The organism is Pseudomonas salicis, assembly GCF_057128705.1.
The window spans coordinates 14,051-31,570 of record NZ_JBSKHU010000008.1 but is presented as its reverse complement, the minus strand read 5'-3'; the positions used below and the strand labels follow the sequence as shown (position 1 = coordinate 31,570).

The 17,520-nt window shown below is 59.8% G+C and carries 19 protein-coding genes; 5 read left to right on the top strand and 14 right to left on the bottom strand.

The annotated features are described in order from the left end of the window. Positions 1-8: 8 nt before the first annotated feature. The 5 genes from flgJ to ACWKWE_RS25885 all read right to left on the bottom strand — a co-directional run bounded on the left by flgJ (position 9) and on the right by ACWKWE_RS25885 (position 4,804). On the bottom strand, positions 9-1,268 hold the full coding sequence (gene flgJ, locus ACWKWE_RS25905) for a flagellar assembly peptidoglycan hydrolase FlgJ (protein WP_483852092.1): 1,260 nt from the start codon (positions 1,266-1,268) through the stop codon (positions 9-11). Between the two features lie 10 nt (positions 1,269-1,278). Next, complete coding sequence (locus ACWKWE_RS25900; protein WP_166598026.1) at positions 1,279-2,391, bottom strand: flagellar basal body P-ring protein FlgI; 1,113 nt, start codon at positions 2,389-2,391, stop codon at positions 1,279-1,281. Positions 2,392-2,404: 13 nt separating this feature from the next. Further along, positions 2,405-3,118, bottom strand: a complete 714-nt coding sequence (gene flgH, locus ACWKWE_RS25895; protein WP_166598027.1) for a flagellar basal body L-ring protein FlgH — start codon at positions 3,116-3,118, stop codon at positions 2,405-2,407. Between the two features lie 109 nt (positions 3,119-3,227). Further along, a complete protein-coding gene (gene flgG / locus ACWKWE_RS25890; protein WP_166598028.1) occupies positions 3,228-4,016 on the bottom strand; it encodes a flagellar basal-body rod protein FlgG in 789 nt (262 codons plus the stop codon). Positions 4,017-4,063: 47 nt separating this feature from the next. Continuing rightward, on the bottom strand, positions 4,064-4,804 hold the full coding sequence (locus tag ACWKWE_RS25885; RefSeq protein ID WP_166598029.1) for a flagellar basal body rod protein FlgF: 741 nt from the start codon (positions 4,802-4,804) through the stop codon (positions 4,064-4,066). Between the two features lie 272 nt (positions 4,805-5,076). Here ACWKWE_RS25885 and ACWKWE_RS25880 point away from each other — a divergent pair, with 272 nt between their 5' ends. Continuing rightward, positions 5,077-5,256, top strand: coding sequence for a hypothetical protein (locus ACWKWE_RS25880; RefSeq protein WP_166598030.1), 180 nt, complete (start codon positions 5,077-5,079; stop codon positions 5,254-5,256). An 87-nt stretch (positions 5,257-5,343) separates the two neighbouring features. On the opposite strand, the gene ACWKWE_RS25875 is transcribed toward ACWKWE_RS25880, so the two are convergent. The 7 genes from ACWKWE_RS25875 to ACWKWE_RS25845 all read right to left on the bottom strand — a co-directional run bounded on the left by ACWKWE_RS25875 (position 5,344) and on the right by ACWKWE_RS25845 (position 12,496). Continuing rightward, positions 5,344-7,155 (bottom strand): flagellar hook protein FlgE, encoded by a 1,812-nt coding sequence (locus ACWKWE_RS25875; protein ID WP_483852091.1) that lies wholly within the window; start codon positions 7,153-7,155, stop codon positions 5,344-5,346. A 243-nt stretch (positions 7,156-7,398) separates the two neighbouring features. Then, positions 7,399-8,727 carry a flagellar hook protein FlgE gene (flgE, locus tag ACWKWE_RS25870; protein WP_166598032.1) on the bottom strand — a complete coding sequence of 443 codons (1,329 nt, stop codon included), beginning with the start codon at positions 8,725-8,727 and terminating at the stop codon, positions 7,399-7,401. 28 nt (positions 8,728-8,755) lie between these two features. Beyond that, on the bottom strand, positions 8,756-9,451 hold the full coding sequence (gene flgD / locus ACWKWE_RS25865) for a flagellar hook assembly protein FlgD (protein ID WP_341958993.1): 696 nt from the start codon (positions 9,449-9,451) through the stop codon (positions 8,756-8,758). A gap of 15 nt (positions 9,452-9,466) precedes the next feature. Next, positions 9,467-9,910: a flagellar basal body rod protein FlgC gene (gene flgC / locus ACWKWE_RS25860; RefSeq protein WP_166598034.1), complete on the bottom strand. Its 444-nt coding sequence runs from the start codon at positions 9,908-9,910 to the stop codon at positions 9,467-9,469. 3 nt (positions 9,911-9,913) lie between these two features. Continuing rightward, positions 9,914-10,321 (bottom strand): flagellar basal body rod protein FlgB, encoded by a 408-nt coding sequence (gene flgB / locus ACWKWE_RS25855; protein ID WP_166598035.1) that lies wholly within the window; start codon positions 10,319-10,321, stop codon positions 9,914-9,916. Positions 10,322-10,690: 369 nt separating this feature from the next. Then, positions 10,691-11,518 carry a protein-glutamate O-methyltransferase CheR gene (cheR, locus tag ACWKWE_RS25850; RefSeq protein WP_166598036.1) on the bottom strand — a complete coding sequence of 276 codons (828 nt, stop codon included), beginning with the start codon at positions 11,516-11,518 and terminating at the stop codon, positions 10,691-10,693. A 45-nt stretch (positions 11,519-11,563) separates the two neighbouring features. Next, a complete protein-coding gene (locus tag ACWKWE_RS25845; protein ID WP_166598037.1) occupies positions 11,564-12,496 on the bottom strand; it encodes a chemotaxis protein CheV in 933 nt (310 codons plus the stop codon). A 76-nt stretch (positions 12,497-12,572) separates the two neighbouring features. Between ACWKWE_RS25845 and flgA the strand changes: the two genes are divergently transcribed. The 4 genes from flgA (at position 12,573) to ACWKWE_RS25825 (ending at position 15,151) form a co-directional block, all read left to right on the top strand. Continuing rightward, on the top strand, positions 12,573-13,334 hold the full coding sequence (gene flgA, locus ACWKWE_RS25840) for a flagellar basal body P-ring formation chaperone FlgA (protein ID WP_166598038.1): 762 nt from the start codon (positions 12,573-12,575) through the stop codon (positions 13,332-13,334). 160 nt (positions 13,335-13,494) lie between these two features. Continuing rightward, positions 13,495-13,812, top strand: coding sequence for a flagellar biosynthesis anti-sigma factor FlgM (flgM, locus tag ACWKWE_RS25835; RefSeq protein WP_483852090.1), 318 nt, complete (start codon positions 13,495-13,497; stop codon positions 13,810-13,812). A 49-nt stretch (positions 13,813-13,861) separates the two neighbouring features. Beyond that, positions 13,862-14,329, top strand: a complete 468-nt coding sequence (locus tag ACWKWE_RS25830; protein ID WP_166598040.1) for a flagella synthesis protein FlgN — start codon at positions 13,862-13,864, stop codon at positions 14,327-14,329. 81 nt (positions 14,330-14,410) lie between these two features. Further along, on the top strand, positions 14,411-15,151 hold the full coding sequence (locus ACWKWE_RS25825) for a flagellar regulator YcgR PilZN domain-containing protein (protein WP_166598041.1): 741 nt from the start codon (positions 14,411-14,413) through the stop codon (positions 15,149-15,151). A 402-nt stretch (positions 15,152-15,553) separates the two neighbouring features. On the opposite strand, the gene ACWKWE_RS25820 is transcribed toward ACWKWE_RS25825, so the two are convergent. Next, positions 15,554-16,504 (bottom strand): GlxA family transcriptional regulator, encoded by a 951-nt coding sequence (locus tag ACWKWE_RS25820; RefSeq protein WP_341958996.1) that lies wholly within the window; start codon positions 16,502-16,504, stop codon positions 15,554-15,556. Positions 16,505-16,648: 144 nt separating this feature from the next. Next, a complete protein-coding gene (locus ACWKWE_RS25815; protein ID WP_166598043.1) occupies positions 16,649-17,395 on the bottom strand; it encodes an SDR family oxidoreductase in 747 nt (248 codons plus the stop codon). Positions 17,396-17,520 lie beyond the last annotated feature (125 nt).

Genomic DNA, 17,520 nt, shown 5'->3' with positions numbered 1-17,520 from the left:
TTCAAACCTTATAAAGTCGTGGAAGAGCCCGATGCGGCTGCGTAATTCTGGTAACTCTTCATCTGTTTCGCGATTTGAGAAATCTTGCTGGCGTAGCCCGGGTCCGTGGCGTAACCGGCCTTTTGCAGCTCTTTCACAAACTGTTCCGGGTTATCGGCCGATTTGAGCGTGGCTTGATAGCGATTGTTGTTCTGCAGGAAGCTCACCAGGTCGTGGAAGCTGTCAGCGTACGAATCGTAGGAACGGAAGTCCGCCGTTTCCTTGACCATCTTGCCGTCACGGAACTCGCTGGTGATGGCGCGGGCCTCGGCCCCTTGCCAACCGCCTTGGGCCTTGATGCCAAACAGGTTGTGGCTGCTGCTGCCATCGGATTGACGCATGATCGATTTGCCCCAGCCGGTTTCCAGCGCGGCCTGGGCCACCAGCACAGTCGGATCGACGCCAATGCGGGCAGCGGCATCCTTGGCCAGCGGCAACATGGTGTTGACGAAATCGTCGGCGTTGGCGAACGCGGCCTTGGCCGGTGCCAGCGGGGTCTGCACCCGGCTGCGGACGTAGGCGTCGGATTGAGCGGTGTATTCCGGGCCGATGGTCCAGTCGCCATTGCTGCCAGCCTTTTTGGCGGCGGCGACGGCAGTGGACACGGCAATACGGTTTTTCAGGGTGGTCGCGCTGGCGGCGGCATCCTGGGTTCCGGCGGTGTTCGGGACGATGCCCGCCAGAATCCGGTCGGACAGTTTGCTCGGCAAGGCCAGACGACGGGCATTCAGCGCGGCCACGTCATTGTGCGGCGTGCCCTCGGCAGACGTGTCTGCCTTGGCCACCGAGCGGGTGGCCCACAGCGGGCGCTGGGCAATGTGGGTCGCCAGGCCGGTCTGCGCAGGCGCCGCGTCTGCCTTGGCGGAGGTCGCATCGGTGCCTGCAGGCGGCACGGTGCCGGACTTGATTTTCGACAGCTGACGCATCAGCACGTCTTGCAGACCGATACCGCCGCCCTCCCGCGACATGCTCACGGCCAACTGCTGGTCGTACATGTCCTGGTACTGCCGCGTCGCCGCGGTGTTCATCGGGTTGTCCTTGGCCAACACTTCGTTGGCCGAACGCATGGCTTTGAGCATCTGGCTGACGAACAGCGACTCGAACTCCTGCGCCACCTTCTTGAGGTTCGCTTCGCTGTCACGGTCGCCGTGCTTCATGGCGGTCAGACGATTGAGGTCGGTGTACGCCCCGGAATCGACATTGCTCGTACCGCCGCTGGGAATACTCATGCCTGCTCCCTTAAATCACGATCAGGTCGGCTTGCAGAGCGCCAGCCTGTTTCAGGGCTTCGAGAATCGCCATCAAGTCGCCAGGCGCTGCGCCGACTTGGTTGACGGCCCGAACGATCTCATCAAGAGTCGTGCCAGGACCAAACTTGAACATCGGGTGCAGCTCTTGCTGCGCGTTGATCTTCGAGCGCGGGACCACAGCGGTCTGGCCGTTGGAGAACGCACCCGGCTGGCTGACCACCGGGTCTTCGGTGATGGTCACGGTCAAGCTGCCGTGGGTCACGGCGGCAGGCGACACTTTCACGTTCTGGCCGATGACGATGGTGCCGGTTCGCGAGTTGATGATGACTTTGGCCGAAGTCTGGCCCGGATCGATTTCCAGGTTTTCCAGCACCGACAGGTAATCGACGCGTTGGTTGGGGTCCAGCGGCGCGGTGACGCGCACGGAACCGCCGTCCACAGCCTGAGCGACGCCAGGGCCGAGCATGTCGTTGATCTTGTCGACGATGCGCTTGGCCGTGGTGAAGTCGTTGCGGTTCAGGTTCAGGGTCAGCGAATTGCCCTGATTGAAACCGCTCGGCACCGCACGTTCCACCGACGCACCGCCAGGAATACGACCCGAGGACGGAACGTTGACGGTGATCTTCGAACCGTCGCGGCCTTCGGCGTCAAAACCGCCCACCACCAGGTTGCCTTGGGCGATGCCATACACGTTGCCGTCGATACCCTTGAGCGGGGTCATCAACAGGCTGCCGCCGCGCAGGCTTTTCGAGTTACCGATAGAGGACACGGTGATGTCGATTTGCTGCCCGGGCTTGGCAAACGGCGGCAGGTCGGCATACACCGCCACGGCCGCGACGTTTTTGAGCTGCACGGTGCCTGATCCCGGCGGCACCTTGATGCCGAACTGGGACAGCATGTTGTTGAAGGTCTGTAAGGTGAACGGCGTCTGGGTGGTCTGGTCACCCGTGCCGTTCAACCCCACCACCAGGCCGTAACCGATCAATTGGTTGGTCCGCACGCCAGAAATGCTGGCGATGTCCTTCAGACGCTCGGCCTGTACGGCACCCACCGCCGTGACGGAGAGTAACGCGGCCGCTATCAGTTGCTTGAACGTGATCATGGCTATCCCGCTATCAGAAAGGGAACAACGGGCTGAGGAAGAATCGGTCGAACCAGCCTGGCTGACTGGAATCGGCAAACGCACCTGTACCGGCATATGTGATCCGTGCATCGGCCACGCGTGTGGACGAAACGGTGTTGTCAGTGGCGATGTCGTCGGCGCGGATCAGGCCGGCAATGCGCACCAGCTCGTCACCGGTGTTGAGCGTCATCCACTTCTCGCCGCGCACCGACAGAATGCCGTTGGGCAGTACGTCGGCCACGGTCACGGTAATCGAACCGGTCAGGCTGTTGCTCTGTGCGGCCTTGCCGTCGCCCTTGGTGGCACGGTCACCTTCATAACCGGCGTCCAGGCTGAGGCTGCCCCCACCCACCGGGTTGTTGGTGCTGACACCGGCGCCAAACAGGGAGGTCAGGCCCAGGCTGGTCTTGCTGGTCTTGCTGATACCGGAACTGGCCGCCTTGCTGGCTGCCGTGCGCTCGGACAGGGTGATGGTGATGATGTCACCCACCCGGTAAGCCTTGCGGTCGCCGTACATGTTTTGCTCGAAACCGGCCTGATAGATCGAGCCGTTGTTCGCCGCCGAAGGCAGCGGCGTTCGTGGCAACACCGGCGCGTAGTAAGGGTCATTGGGTTTGGCCGAAGGCGCAACGCAACCGGTCAACAGCGCGATACCGCAAAGCGGTGCTGCCAACAGGGAAAGCCGCAATACAAAAAGCCGTTTCATGACACTTAAAACCTCGCGGTGTAGCAGGCGTTTTTCAGGCGCCCCATCGGATTGATCAGGTGTTTCGTCGCAGGACATCAGGTGGTTCAGATTCCGTTCAAAAAGCCAGTTACAGGTTCTGCGTCACGTACTGCAGCATCGAGTCGGCGGTCGAGATCACTTTGGAGTTCATCTCGTACGCGCGCTGAGTGGTAATCATGTTCACCAGCTCTTCAACGGTGCTGACGTTGGAGTTTTCCAGGGTGTTCTGCTTGACCACGCCCAGACCGTTCAGGCCCGGCGTACCGACTTGTGGCGCGCCGCTGGAAGCGGTTTCCAGGTACAGGTTGCCGCCTTGGGACTGCAAGCCAGCCGGGTTGATGAAGTCGGCGGTCTGGATGTTGCCGATGATCTGCGGCGTCGCCGTGTTGGCCGAGGTCGTGATCGACACGGTGCCGTCTTCGCCGACGGTAAAGGTCTGCGAATCCTGTGGAACGACGATCGCAGGCTCCAGGGCATAGCCGTTAGAGGTCACGATCTGGCCGTTCTGGTCCAGGTGGAAAGTACCGTCGCGGGTGTACGCCACGGTGCCGTCGGGCTGGCGAATCTGGAAGAAACCACGGCCATTGACCGCCATGTCCAGCGGCTGGTCAGTGGTTTGCAAGCTACCGGCGGTGAAATTCTTCTGCGTACCGACGATGCGCACACCCGTACCCAATTGCAGGCCCGATGGCAGTTCGCTGTCCTGAGTGGACTGCGCGCCTGGCTGACGCTTGATCTGATAGAGCAGGTCCTGGAATTCGGCGCGATCACTTTTGAAGCCCGTGGTCGAGACGTTGGCCAGGTTGTTCGAAATGGTCGTCAGGTTGGTGTCCTGGGCGGCCAGACCGGTTTTCGCTACGTAGAGTGCCGGAAGCATTCGTTTATCTCCTCAAGCGCCTGATTGTCGGCGCAAGCTGTCAGTCATTAGCCCATTTGCAAGACGCGAGCCATCGACTCGTCGTCCTGCTCGGCGGTCTTCATCATTTTGATGTGCAGTTCGAACTGACGGGACAGCGCCAGGACCGAGGTCATTTCCTCGACGGCGTTGACGTTGCTCGACTGCAGAAATCCGGATTCCACTTGCACATCGGCATCGACCTGCGCCGGTTTGCCGTCTTTGGTGTGCATCAGGCCATCGGGGCCTTTTTCCATGTTGGCCAGGTCCGGCTTCACCAACTTGATGCGGTCGATCTGCGCCATGACTTGCGGGCTTTCACCCAGCGAGCGGACGCTGATCGTGCCGTCGGCGCCGATTTCGATCTGTTGCTGAGGCGGCACGGCAATCGGCCCGCTGTTGCCCATGACCGGCAAACCATTGCCATCACGCAGCACGCCGAGGGCGTCGATGTTCATGCTGGAGGTGCGGGTGTAGGCTTCGCCGCCGTCGGCGGTCTGAACAGCCATCCAGCCATTGCCTTTGACGGCAACGTCGAGTTCGCGACCGGTGTCGATCATCGAACCCTGACTGAAGTCGGTGCCCGGACGTTCGCTCATCGCATAGGCGCGCGACGGGTTCACCTCGCCAAACACCGGCATCGAGCGCGCCTGTTCGAGGTCGCGCTGAAACCCGTTGGTCGAGACGTTCGCTAGGTTGTTGGCATGGGCCTTTTGCGCGATGGCGTTTTCAGACGCTCCGCTCATGGCCACGTAAAGCAACTTGTCCACAGTCTTCCTCCTCCGACAGACGCTTGCCGCCTGTAGCTGTACTGATGTGGTCATAGCAATAATCGAACCAGTTTTTCAGGCGTGATACAAAGTGCTGATTCACCAATGGTTATTGGCCGCGAGCGGACTTTGGCCAAGGCTCAGATTTTCACCGCGACGGTGGACCGCCACTTTCGATGCAAACCTGCCCGGACGCCGCCAAAAAAATTTCGCGACCGGAGCGATAATTGCAGCGACTTGCCCCATCGGCCTTTTGCCCACAGGAATCTGTCATGCGCCTGCGCTTCGCCCTCCTCCTTACCCTCGCCTCCCTTTCGGCCGCAGCCATTGCGGCCCCGGCGTCTTATTACTGGTGGCAGGGGAAACACACGACGATCTGCGCCCAGACCAGCCCCGGCAAGGGCTGGACCCGGATCAGTGGCGCGTTCGTGAAGGCGGATTGTTCGATGTGAATCCATGGACCTCACACACCGTAGAACCTGTGAATGGCGGCCGGTCGACAAATACCGTCACGTCGCAAATCCAGCGGCACCTCTCACTCACGTCGCCCTGATCAACGTCTGCATCAACTCCGCCTCGGTGGACAGGGTCTTGGAGTTGGCCTGATACGCCGTCTGCGCCTGAATCAATTCCACGAGTTGATCGGTGAGATTGACGTTTGACCCTTCCAGCGACTGATTGACGATCCCTCCCAGATTCCCCGCGCCCGGCGCGTCGTAATTGGCGACGCCGGACGCATGGCTTTCCGTCCATCGCGTGTTGCTGATCGGGGTCAGGCCTTGAACGTTCGCGAAGCTGGCGAGCATCACCTGACCGATCTTGCGGTGTTGGCCGTTGCTGAAATTCATGCTGATGACCCCGCTCTTGTCGACGGACAGTTGGTTCGCCTCTCCCGCCGCATAACCGTTCACCACCAGATTGGCGCTGGCCGACGCGGTCTGATGCTGAGTCAGTTTGCCCAGGTCGATCACGATGCCACTTGCATCGGCCGTCGCCCCGTTTGCACCCCAGCGCCCTCCCGGTTTTCCGGCGTCCAGCGGCCTGCCAGGCACCCAGCCGCTGAGCGTCAGTTTATGGTCGGCGACCGTCAGGCCATTTCCGGCTACCAGCGAACGCATCTCACCGTTACTGCCGAACAGCACGCTGGCCGTCAGGGGATCGGCGCGTGCCGGGTCCTGCGGATTGCGACCATCGATGAGGAGGTGGGTTTTCCAGCTGTTGTTGCCGTCCTTGACGAAGTATTGAGTCAGGAGGTGCTGATTGCCGAGGCTGTCGAAAATGCCCGCCGTCCAGGCCTTGTTGTAGGTCGTGGGGTCCGCAGGGTCGAACGTCGGCACCGGACGCGCCATCGCCCCATCGGCCAGGTTGAGCATCGGGCCAGTGGCGTCCGTCAGCGGCAAGGAGACCGGCCCGCCGCTGGCGGCCTGGCTCGGCACCCAACTGCCGTTGACCTGAATCGCCGGCCGCCAGCCCTGCAGCGACAACTCGGTGTCGCTGGTCACGCTCACCGCAGCACTGGCGCCGGTCATCGACAACCGGCCGAGGGACGACTGATGCAACCCCACCTCCAGCGGCGCAAAGCTGGACGGATCCAGAGGGTTCACGCCATCGATGAGCAGATACGAGGTCCAGGTGTTGTCGTCGAGCTTCACGAAATACTGGTTGAGCGCATGGTCCTGCGGCGGGATCGCTGGCTGCGCGTGGGTGATGATGAGGTCGTTGCCATTCGCGTCCTTGCCCTTCACCTCCTTGACCTCGGGCACGCCAGCGTCCTGGATGGTTCGGGTGGTCATGCGCGTGTAGGTCGTCGGATCATTGGCATCGAACGTGCGAATTGCCGCCAGGGACGCTTCGGCAGCATCCAGATTCAACGTGCGCACAATGCGGCTCGTCGCTTTGGGCGCAATGCTGCCGCCCTCGATTCTCAGATCGCTGCGTACACCGCTGATGACGGTGCCATCGGCGTTTACCGCATACCCCTGCAAGCGGCTGCCATGGGCATCGATGACGTAGTTTTCGGCATCGGCATGGAAGGCGCCGGAGCGGGTGTAGCTGACGGCGCCGTTGTCGCTCATGACGAAAAAGCCCTTGCCCTGGATGCGCATGTCCAGCGGCTTGCCTGTGCCGGAAAGCGCGCCGCCTTCGGCGAAGTCCTGGCTGACGTTGGCCAGCTGCACACCGTCGCCAACCGCGGTACGGCTGCCGCCAAATGCAGAGGATGAGTAGAGGGCGGAAAATTCCGCGCGGGATGATTTGAAGCCAGTGGTGCCGACGTTGGCGATGTTGTTGCCGGCGACTTCCATTCGTTTGTGCGCGGCGTTCAATCCGGAGATCGCGATGTTGAATGACATGAACTCTCCCTGAGTCGTTTTTCACGACACGTTCGTCAATGCATTGGGTTTCGCGGGCAAATGAATGCAATCGAACGGCTCCGGTTCAATGGCATTGATTTGCGGGCGAATTCGATTCTCCCATTGACGAACGTAGGAAATTTCCAGTTATGGAGTGGGACAGCTCTTGATGTTTTCGGAATGGGACGGACAAAAAAAAGCCCCTCCGAAGAGGGGCTGTTTAAGGATTCGACTGTCGCCGAATCAGTTAACCATTTGAATCGTGGTTTGCAGGATAGTGCTCTCAGTCGAGATGGTCTTCGCGTTCGCCTGGTAGTTGCTCTGCGCCTTGATCAACTGAACCAGTTCGCCGGTCAGGTCGACGTTGGATTCTTCCAGCGCAGAACCGGTAATGTTGCCCAGCGTACCCGATTCCGGCGCGCCGGTGACCGGGATGCCCGACGCGTAGGTTTCACGCCACATGGTGCCGCCCGCCGGGGCCAGGCCCTGGACGTTGGCGAAGGTGGTCAGCGCCACTTGGCCGATCACTTTGGACTGGCCGTTGGTGTAGCTGGCGAACAGGTTGCCGGTGGCGTCGACGCTCATGGCGCTGATCTGGCCGGTGTAGTTACCGTCCTGGGTCTTGGAGATCGGACCGCCCACAGCGTTGGTCTGGGTAGTCGCCAGCATGTTCAGCTTCATCGTGGCGTTACCGGTGGCCTTGCTCTCTACCCACACCGTCTTGCCGGTGCTGTCGAGCGTGCTCTGGCCTGGCTTCCAGCCGTTGATGACCAAGGTGTTGTCGGTCGCGTTCACTGTCACGTTCGGGCCGGACGTGGTGATCGGCTGAAGGTTGCCGCTGCCGTCGAACGACAGTTTGGTGACGTCCGCAACGGGCGGAGTCGCCGCCGGGTCATTGATGCTTCGACCATCGATCAGGCTGTACATGGTCCATTCGTTCGCAGCGTCTTTGCGGAAATACTGGGACAGGGTGTGCTCGTTACCCTGATCGTCGTAAATCGGCGTGCTGAACGTCGACGTGTAGGTGCTGGTGTCAGCCGGGTCGAACGCCGCGCCGGTGTTGATCGGCTTGGACGAATCGAGGTTGGACGCGATGGAAATCGCCGAGGTGGCCTTCGGCGCCATGTTCGAGTTGTCGATCTTCAGGTCGGTCAGCACGCCGGTCATGACGTTGCCGTTGCCGTCAGTGGCATAGCCCTGCAGACGGTTGCCGTTGTTGTCGATGATGTTGCCGGACGTATCGGTGTGGAAGTTGCCTGCACGGGTGTACAGCTTCTCACCGTTGTTGCTCATCATGAAGAAACCGTTGCCGTTGATGGCAAGGTCCAGGTCACGGCCGGTGCCGGTGGTCAGCGAACCCTGGGTGAACTGCTGGGTCACCGCTGCGGTACGCACGCCGCTGCCCACGTCGGTGCCACCGGAGGTGCCACGGATGGATTGCGCGTATTGGTCAGCGAATTCCGCACGGGAAGCCTTGAAGCCAACCGTGGCGACGTTGGCGATGTTGTTACCCGCCACGTCCAGACTTTTGTTCGCTGCGTAGAGCCCACTCAGACCGATATTGAAAGACATGTATCACTCCTGCGCCGTCGAGTCGGCTCTAGATTCCGATTTGTTGAACTTTGGTCAAGGCAATGTTGGTGCCGTTGGCCAGATTGAGAGTCAGCGGGCTGCCTGCCGTGCCCATGGTCACGCTGTTGACGGTCGCGGGCAGATAGGTGGTCAGACCGGTGTTCTTGCCATCCAGCGAACCGGTCGCCTCGAAGCTGAAGTTGCCGGAAGGCACGGTTTCGCCCGCGTCGTTCTTGCCGTCCCACGTGAAGTTGGTGGTGCCGGCCTTCTGCTCGCCCAGATCCAGGGTGCGCACGACGGTGCCGGTGCTGTCCTTGATCTTGACGGAGGTGAGGGTACTGGTCGAAGGCAACACCGCCTGACCGGTCATGCCTTTGGTGGTGTCGACGGAGGTCGAGGTGCCGTCGATGATCACCGAGCGACCCACAAGAGAAGACGCCTGCAACGCTTGCGACGACTGATACATGCCACCGATGGCATCGACGGAGGTGCTCAGGTTTTGCAGGCTTTCCACGCTGCTGAACTGCGCCAACTGAGCCACGAACTGGCTGTTGTCCTGCGGGTCCAGCGGGTTCTGGTTCTGCAGTTGCGTCACCAGCAGTTTCAGAAAGGAATCCTTGCCGAGGGTGCTCGCCCCGGTGGAAGAGTCGCCAACCTTGCCCGAGGTCGCCGTCTGCAGCGACTTGAGGTAGTCGCTCGATGTGTCGTTATTTACAGCCGTCATGGCGTTCGCCCCTTATCACTGACCGAGGGTCAGGACTTTTTGCATCATTGTTTTTGCGGTGTTCATGACTTCCGCGTTGGTCTGGAACGAACGGCTGGCCGAGATCATGTCTGCCATCTCGTTGACGACGTTGACGTTCGGGTAATACACGTAACCGTTCTTGTCAGCAGCAGGATGGTTGGGCTCGTAACGCGCTTCCAGGTTGGACGCGTCTTCGACGATGCCGGAAACCTGCACGCCGGTGCCCGCCTGGCCCTGGTCTTCGAACAACGAAGCGCTGCCTCCCGACTCCTGCCCCTGAAACACGGTGGCAAACACCGGGTGACGGGCACGGTAGGTCTTGTCCATGCTGGACGAGACGGTTTCGGCGTTGGCGATGTTACTGGCCACGGTGTTCAGGCGAGTGTTCTGGGCACTCATGCCGCTACCGGCAATATTGAAAACACTGGATAGAGACATGAATTACTCTCCGCGCAGGGCTGAAACCAGCCCTTTGAACTTGCTGTTGAGCAGCGTGAAGCTGGCCTGGAAGCCAATGGCGTTTTCCGCGTAATTGGCGTTCTCGACCTGAGTGTCGACGGTGTTCTGGTCAAGCGACGGCTGCGACGGCGTGCGGTACAGCAGGCTCGCTTCGCCGGCGTCCATACCACTGGCTTCGATGTGGTGGCTGTTCGTGGTGTTCAAGGCGAACGTGCCGTTCTTGGCCTTGTCACTCTCAGCCGCCAGCACCTTGGAAAAATCCAGGTCGCGCGCCTTGTAGTTAGGCGTGTCGGCGTTGGTGATGTTGTTGGCCAGCACTTCGGCACGTTGGGCGCGGAAGTTCAGCGCTTTCTCGTGAATGCCCAGTGCGTTTTCGAAGCTGATGCTCATGTCGGGAACCTTTATCGGTTGACCAGATGTTCGTGACAGAGAGATAGCAAGCGGCGTGCCACTTTCCAAAACACCCGTATTCACGGGGTTTCAAAGGACTTGCACCGTGGCAATGCCAGAAAAGCGGCAAGTGATTTCCGCTGTCGGGGAGGAAAGCGGCAAGGGGGGTGTCGTTTTTTTGCCGGTGGGGCGCCGCACAAGTTCGACTGTGGGAGCGAATTCATTCGCGAAAGGCCCGCACAGGCGACACATCTCTGTCGCCCTTCAATCTTTCGCGAATGAATTCGCTCCCACAGGGGAATGGCGACAGGCCCAGAAAAAGAAAAACCCCGCCGAAGCAGGGTTTCAAGACCATCACCCAACCCACCATCACTTGGCCTGGTAAATGATCCCCGGGCTGCACTGCACCATCTGGTAATGATCCGGCAAACCGTTCAATGCCTCCGACGCCCCGAGGAACAGATACCCGCCCGGCTTCAGCGTCGCATGAATGCGCAGCAGGATGTCTTTCTTCACCTCGGCGGAAAAGTAGATCAACACGTTCCGGCAAAACACGATGTCGAACTTGCCCAGCGCCGCATAGCTGTCCAGCAGGTTGAACGAACGGAACTCGACCCGGCTCTTGATCGGCGTCTTGACGGTCCAGCGGCCGGGGGTTTTCTGATCGAAATAGCGTTGCAGGCGATCGGGCGAGAGCCCACGGCCAATCGCCAGGCTGTCGTACTCACCCGTCTTGCAATTGTTCAACATGCTGCCCGACAGGTCCGTCGCGACGATTTGCGCACCGGCCTTCAACTGCCCCGGATTGCTGCGCTCGAACTCATCGATCGACATCGACAACGAATACGGCTCCTGCCCCGACGAACAGGCCGCTGACCAGATGCGTGGACGCAAGCCAGGGCTGGCCTTGATCTGCTCCGGCAAGACCTTGCTCTTGAGCACCTCGAACGGATAGGTGTCGCGAAACCACAACGTTTCGTTGGTGGTCATCGCGTCCACCACCTGCTCACGCAAACCGCTGCGGGGCTGGCTCTGGATACGCTGAATCAACTCACCCAGCGACTTGATGCCCTGCTGCTCCATCAGCTTGTTCAGGCGGCTGGACACCAGATACTGCTTATTTTCACCCAGCAAAATGCCACAGGCTTTTTCCAGGAAGACCCGGAACTGTTCAAAATCCAAATTACCTGTAGACATGCCGCCTCTCAAATCATGTGAACAGCCAGGAGGGAACGCCCCTCCTCAACTGATATCTGCCGCCTTGATACGCTCTACCACTCTAGCTGCCAGATCGTCCGGCCGGAACTTGGCCAGGAAATCATCGGCGCCCACCTTCTTCACCATCGCCTGGTTGAAGACGCCAGACAGCGAAGTATGCAAGATGATGTGCAGCTTCTGCATGCGCGGATCGTTGCGTATCTCGGCAGTCAAGGTGTAGCCGTCCATCTCCGGCATTTCAATGTCGGAGATCATCATCAGAAATTCTTCTTCGGGCTTCTTGCCCTCGTTCACCAGGTTGCGCAGGAACTCCAGCGCCTGGCGACCGTCGTTCAACGCTGTGACTTCAACGCCAACGGTCTGCAGGCAACGCGTGACCTGCTTGCGCGCCACCGATGAGTCATCGACCGTCAGCACTCGCAGGGAAATGGCCTTGTGCTGGACTTCCGCACTGACCACACCCGCCGAAATGTTTTCCGACACGGGCGCCACTTCGGCGAGGATTTTCTCCACGTCGATGATTTCCACCAACTGGTTGTCCAGACGCGTCACGGCCGTGAGGTAGTGATCGCGACCGGTGCCCTTGGGTGGCGGATGAATGTCTTCCCAGTTCATGTTCACGATGCGTTCGACCGAATGCACCAGGAAGCCCTGAATCTTGGTGTTGTATTCGGTAATGATGACGAACGCATTGTCAACGCTGCCCAACGGGGCCGCACCCGTTGCCATTGCCAGATCGAGGATCGGAATGGTCCCGCCACGAATATTTGCCACTCCGCGCACAATCGGACTGGATTTGGGCATATGGGTAAGTTTTGGGCACTGAAGCACCTCTTTTACCTTGAACACGTTGATCCCATACAACTGCTTGCCATCCAGACGGAACAGCAGCAGTTCAAGGCGGTTCTGCCCTACCAGTTGAGTGCGCTGGTTCACTGAATCCAAAACACCAGCCATGCCCCACTCCTTCCCAAAACGACCAATTGCGCACTGCCCCATCGGCAAGCGGCACGGGCCTTGCTATTTACCTGTCATGAACACACAAACGACAGTATCCCGACACCCGGCCTCCGCCCTTCGCAGTCTTTTCAGCCTGCTCATGGCGGCGTGTCTGCTCTGTGCCGCCGGGATCAGCCGTGCGGACAATGTGACCTTGCCTGAACAACTTATCGGCGTCACCCAGGGCTTTCTTGAATTCACCGTGGAAGACTATTTGGCCACCAGCCAGACCGCCGGTCGCTACGAGATCGAGGTCAAGCAGCTCGACCCTCGCTTGCGCATGGCGCATTGCGACAAGGATTTGACAGCGTCGCTGGAAAGCCCCGCCCAACCCATTGGCCGGGTCACCGTCAAAGTGCGCTGTGAAGGCAGTGCTCCATGGACGGTGTTCGTGCCCGCCCAGGTACATCTGTTTCGCAATGTCGTGACGGTGGTCCGCCCAATGAAGCGGGATGCCATCGTTTCTGAAGGCGACGTGGCGCTGCGTGAACGCGACGTAGGGCAGCTGGGGCAAGGCTTCCTTGATTCCCTCGATCAGGCGGTCGGACAGAAAGTCGTCCGACCAACGGTCATCGATCAGATTCTGACGCCCGTCCACCTTGAACAGCCGCAAATGGTGCACAAAGGCGATCAGGTGGTCATCAGTGCTCGCAGCGGCTCGATGAGTGTGCGCATGCCCGGCGAGGCCCTCTCGGATGGTGGCTTCAACGAACAGATACGGGTGAAAAACCTGAATTCGAAACGCGTGATCAAGGCCAATATCGTGGCCCCCGGTCAGGTCGAGGTGCCTATGTAAACGCTGATGTCCTCTGGCGCTACGCTTGCGCTTTTCCTACACTCGGAACCCATACGCCTGATACGCAGTCCATTTGAGACTGTTTTCGTATAGGCCCTAAAGTTATTCCGGGTTTGGCCGAAACCAAGGCAAGCGTCCTAGAACCCAGAGGTTTTCAATCATGGTCATCGACTTCAGTCGTTTGAATAGTTCCACCACCGTTGGAGGTACGACACGTACTCCTAACGCCAAGGAAACCAGCAAAACCGACGCCGCGGCGACGGTCAGCACTTCCGAAAGCGTCAGCGGCAGTGGCGAGACAGTACATTTGAGCAGCGAAGCTCAACAGTTGCAGAAGATCACTGATTCGTTGCGTGATCAGCCCGTCGTCAACAGCAGCCGTGTCGCTGAGTTGAAGCAGGCTATCGCCGACGGCAGCTACAAGGTCGACAGCAACCGTGTTGCGAGCAAAATGCTTAATTTTGAAGCCCAGCGCTAGCCCCCGGTCCGCGCAGGGGCTTCTGGACGCTTAAATCCCAGGGCATGCGATGCAAGACACTACTTTGCTTCAACTGATCACGGACGATATTGCGCCAGCCCAGCATCTGCTGGAGATCCTGAAGGCCGAGTCATTGGCGCTGCATGGTCGCAATATGGTCGAAATGGAACACATCCTGGCGCAGAAACAGGCGTTGGTGATCGTGCTCGAACAGCACGGACGCAGACGCTCGCAACTGTTGTCGAGTCTTGGCCTGCCCGCCAGTCGAGCGGGACTTGAGGAAGTGGCTAAACACTCGTCAGTGGGTGAAGCGTTATTGACAGCGGGCGATGAACTGAGTGCACTGATAGCCGAGTGCCAAGCGGCCAATGAACAGAACGGCGGCCTGATTCAGTTACAGCAACTGACCACGGCACAGCAACTCAGAATCCTCAACGGTGGCGACACTCCAACGCTCTATGACAGCCGGGGTTCGACATCAGGCAGGGCCAGACCACGTCCGCTCAGCCAGGCGTAAGTTCTTGTATCAAGGCGTGCAACATGATGGCAAAATGCCTCGGCCGCACGCTGTCGTTTTTTGCCTGGAGATGGATAAACCGTGAATGCCTCAAGCGCGGAAGATGTTCCGCAGCCCCCGAAGGTACTTACCACGCCTTTGGAAATTGCCGCCAACATGCGGTTGCTGATGGAAAGTCATGATCCGCTGATCATCACTTTTCACGAGCGCAGTCAGCGCTTCCAGAGCTATGTCATTGACGTTGATCGCGACAGCAACGAGATCGCGCTCGACGAAATGATTCCCCGCGACGGTGAACGGTATCTGGCCAATGGCGAGCCGTTTCGCGTCGAAGGCTTCCACGACGGCGTGCGAATCGCCTGGGAAGTGAAGGCACAGATGACCATCATCGAGGAGCCGCACAGCTACCGTGGCCCTCTGCCTGAAGAAGTCGTTTACCACCAACGCCGCAATGCCTTTCGCGCTGCATTGAAGCTGGCCTCGCTGGTGGACATCGAAATCGGTGGTGACAAGCTCAAGTCGCCGTTGCGCGGCAAGCTTCTGGACGTCTCGGCCACCGGCTGCAAATTGCGCTTCGAAGGCGACGTCTCCGAACGCATGCAACTGGGCCAGGTCTACGAACGCTTTATCGCCTCCCTGCCCTTCGGCAGCATGAGCACCTCGGTAGAGCTGCGATACCTGCACTTCGAAGAAAAGATCAACACCACCTTCGCCGGTGTTCGCTTCCACAACATCAGTGGGTTGGTGCAACGCCAGGTCGAACGGTTCGTGTACCAATTGCAGCGCGAGGCCCGTCGCTTCGACAAAGACGACGACTTCTGATAACGGCCCTTCGGGGCCGTTTCATCTTCCATCGACCCCTTTTGTCAGCATCCCACACAAGCCAGTGTCGCCTCGAAGTTTGGCGGCTGGCGCAGGTTCAACAGTGGGAGCGAACTCATTCGCGAAGGGCCGGTACAGCCCACACATTTCCGTCGTCTGATCCTTCTTTCGCGAATGAATTCGCTCCCACAGAAGTTCTGCGTTGCCTTCGAGACCGAGGCCGGGCGCGACCTCAACCTGTGGGAGCGAATTTATTCGCGAAGGGGGCGGTACAGCCGATACATTTCCAGCGGCTGGTCAATCTTCGCGAATAAATTCGCTCCCACAGAAGTTCAGCGTCGCCGGACCGTCTGGCGCCCCCCACAGGGTGAGGCCGTGCACAGATACGCGCCCTGTAGCACGTTAGAACGCGTCCACCACGGGGCCAAAACTGCGTCGCAGTGATTGGGGTGACTGCCCGTAGACGCGGATGAACGCCCGACGCATGCGTTCCCGATCCCCGAATCCCGTTTCTGTGGCTACCGCTTCCAGCGAGTGACGCCCCTGCTCCATCATCAGTCGGGCCGTTTCCAGCCGCAGGTTCTCCACGGCCTTGGCGGGCGACATGCCGGTTTCCGCCCGAAATGACCGGCTGAACTGGCGCGGGCTGAGGCAGGCGGCGTCGGCCAGCTCTTCCACCGACAACTCCCGCCGCAGGTGCTTGCGGGCGTACTCCAGCGACAGCTGGATGCGGTCGGAGCTGGGGCTCATCTCCAACATCGCCGAATGCTGCGACTGTCCGCCGGCGCGACGATGATAGAGCACCAGATGCTGCGACACCTTGCGCGCCAGCTCGGCGCCGTGGTCCTTTTCCACCATGCCGAGGGTCAGGTCCAGTGCCGCCGTCATGCCGGCCGAGGTCCAGATTTTGCCGTCGATGATGTAAATCCGGTCTTCCTCGACCTTGATGGCGGGAAAGCGCTCACGCATTTCACGCGCTCGCGCCCAATGCACGGTGGCGCGACGCCCATCAAGCAACCCCGCTTCGGCCAGGGCAAACGCGCCCACACACAACGCGCCCACCCGACGGGACGTCGCGTAGGCGTCGATGAGAAACGCATTGATCGCCGGTGAGGCCGACGACGCATCCATGGCGCCACTGATCAGCACCGTGTCGAATTGCGGACGATCCAATGGTTGAGTGGCCACCGAGGTGTACAACGCGCTGGCAGCCACCAGCCCGCCATGCTCAGACAAGACGTGGATGTCGTACAGTTTTTTCTCGGCCGCCAGATTGGCAAATTCGAACGCCGACAACGCGGCGAGGCTCATGACTTGAAAATCAGGCCGGACAATAAGCGCAACGGTTTGCATAGAGGCGGTGCCCGTCACAAAGAACTCGATTCTAGACCCAAGCGCCTCGCAAGCAAGCCTTCTCTTTGAAGCGCACTTTCAATCAAAAATGCAGGCGCTCTGCCCCGCTCCAGAGGCAGCGGGACAGAGCGATGCATGGGAGGATCAACCGGCCAGGAAGCCGTTGTTGAACTCGGTCACGAAAGCCATCTCGTTCGGGCCTGGCGCTGCACGCAGAGGCTTGGCACGTTCGACCAGGATTTCATCGGCATCGGTGCCCAGCGCGGCAAGGGTTTCTTCGATGAACTCGCCCAGCGGCATGGCGCGCGGTTCGTCGTTGCTGCCCAACAGGTCGGTCTGGGTCCACGGCGGCGCGATTTCCAGCACACGCACCGAGGTGTCGCGGAGCATGAAACGCTGCGACAGCGAGTACGAATGCAACGCCGCCTTGGTCGCGCTGTAGACCGCAGTCAGGGCCAGTGGCACGAAGGCCAGGACAGACGAGACGTTGATCACGACCGCATCGGGTTGGGTTTTCAGGTGCTCGATCAGCCCGGAGGTCACGCGGATCGGGCCGGACACGTTGGTGGTCAGGGTATCGATCAACAGTTTTTCGTCGATGGGCTTGCTGGCGTCGTCGATCTGCATGATGCCAGCGTTATTGATCAGCACGTTCAGCGTCGGGAAGCGGCGCACCACATCAGCGGTCACTTTGGCGATGTCGGCTGCATCGCCGACGTCCAGGGTCACACTTTCCATGCCCGGATTCGCCGCAGCGACTTCCTTGAGCAGCGCCTCACGGCGCCCGGCGATGATCACTTTATTGCCGCGTTGATGCAGGGCTTCCGCCAAAGCGCGGCCGATGCCCGAACCGCCGCCAGTGATGAAGATCGTGTTTTGGGTCAATTTCATGTCGGTTCTCCGAAAGTAAGGGTTGATGCGCACGCCGCCAGTCAGGGCCGTGGCGTTGTGTGCATCTCGGGAACTGATGTTAGAGAGAGGGCGATAACGCGATGTGCCGTAAAAACACCCTTTCC

Excerpts from the sequence above, each read along its gene's own strand:
- flgJ (WP_483852092.1), bottom strand. The coding sequence starts at position 1,268 with ATGAGTATTCCCAGCGGCGGTACGAGCAATGTCGATTCCGGGGCGTAC.
- ACWKWE_RS25900 (WP_166598026.1), bottom strand. The coding sequence starts at position 2,391 with ATGATCACGTTCAAGCAACTGATAGCGGCCGCGTTACTCTCCGTCACG.
- flgH (WP_166598027.1), bottom strand. The coding sequence starts at position 3,118 with ATGAAACGGCTTTTTGTATTGCGGCTTTCCCTGTTGGCAGCACCGCTT.
- flgG (WP_166598028.1), bottom strand. The coding sequence starts at position 4,016 with ATGCTTCCGGCACTCTACGTAGCGAAAACCGGTCTGGCCGCCCAGGAC.
- ACWKWE_RS25880 (WP_166598030.1), top strand. The coding sequence starts at position 5,077 with ATGCGCCTGCGCTTCGCCCTCCTCCTTACCCTCGCCTCCCTTTCGGCC.
- ACWKWE_RS25875 (WP_483852091.1), bottom strand. The coding sequence starts at position 7,155 with ATGTCATTCAACATCGCGATCTCCGGATTGAACGCCGCGCACAAACGA.
- flgE (WP_166598032.1), bottom strand. The coding sequence starts at position 8,727 with ATGTCTTTCAATATCGGTCTGAGTGGGCTCTACGCAGCGAACAAAAGT.
- flgD (WP_341958993.1), bottom strand. The coding sequence starts at position 9,451 with ATGACGGCTGTAAATAACGACACATCGAGCGACTACCTCAAGTCGCTG.
- flgC (WP_166598034.1), bottom strand. The coding sequence starts at position 9,910 with ATGTCTCTATCCAGTGTTTTCAATATTGCCGGTAGCGGCATGAGTGCC.
- flgB (WP_166598035.1), bottom strand. The coding sequence starts at position 10,321 with ATGAGCATCAGCTTCGAAAACGCACTGGGCATTCACGAGAAAGCGCTG.
- cheR (WP_166598036.1), bottom strand. The coding sequence starts at position 11,518 with ATGTCTACAGGTAATTTGGATTTTGAACAGTTCCGGGTCTTCCTGGAA.
- ACWKWE_RS25845 (WP_166598037.1), bottom strand. The coding sequence starts at position 12,496 with ATGGCTGGTGTTTTGGATTCAGTGAACCAGCGCACTCAACTGGTAGGG.
- flgA (WP_166598038.1), top strand. The coding sequence starts at position 12,573 with ATGAACACACAAACGACAGTATCCCGACACCCGGCCTCCGCCCTTCGC.
- flgM (WP_483852090.1), top strand. The coding sequence starts at position 13,495 with ATGGTCATCGACTTCAGTCGTTTGAATAGTTCCACCACCGTTGGAGGT.
- ACWKWE_RS25830 (WP_166598040.1), top strand. The coding sequence starts at position 13,862 with ATGCAAGACACTACTTTGCTTCAACTGATCACGGACGATATTGCGCCA.
- ACWKWE_RS25820 (WP_341958996.1), bottom strand. The coding sequence starts at position 16,504 with ATGCAAACCGTTGCGCTTATTGTCCGGCCTGATTTTCAAGTCATGAGC.
- ACWKWE_RS25815 (WP_166598043.1), bottom strand. The coding sequence starts at position 17,395 with ATGAAATTGACCCAAAACACGATCTTCATCACTGGCGGCGGTTCGGGC.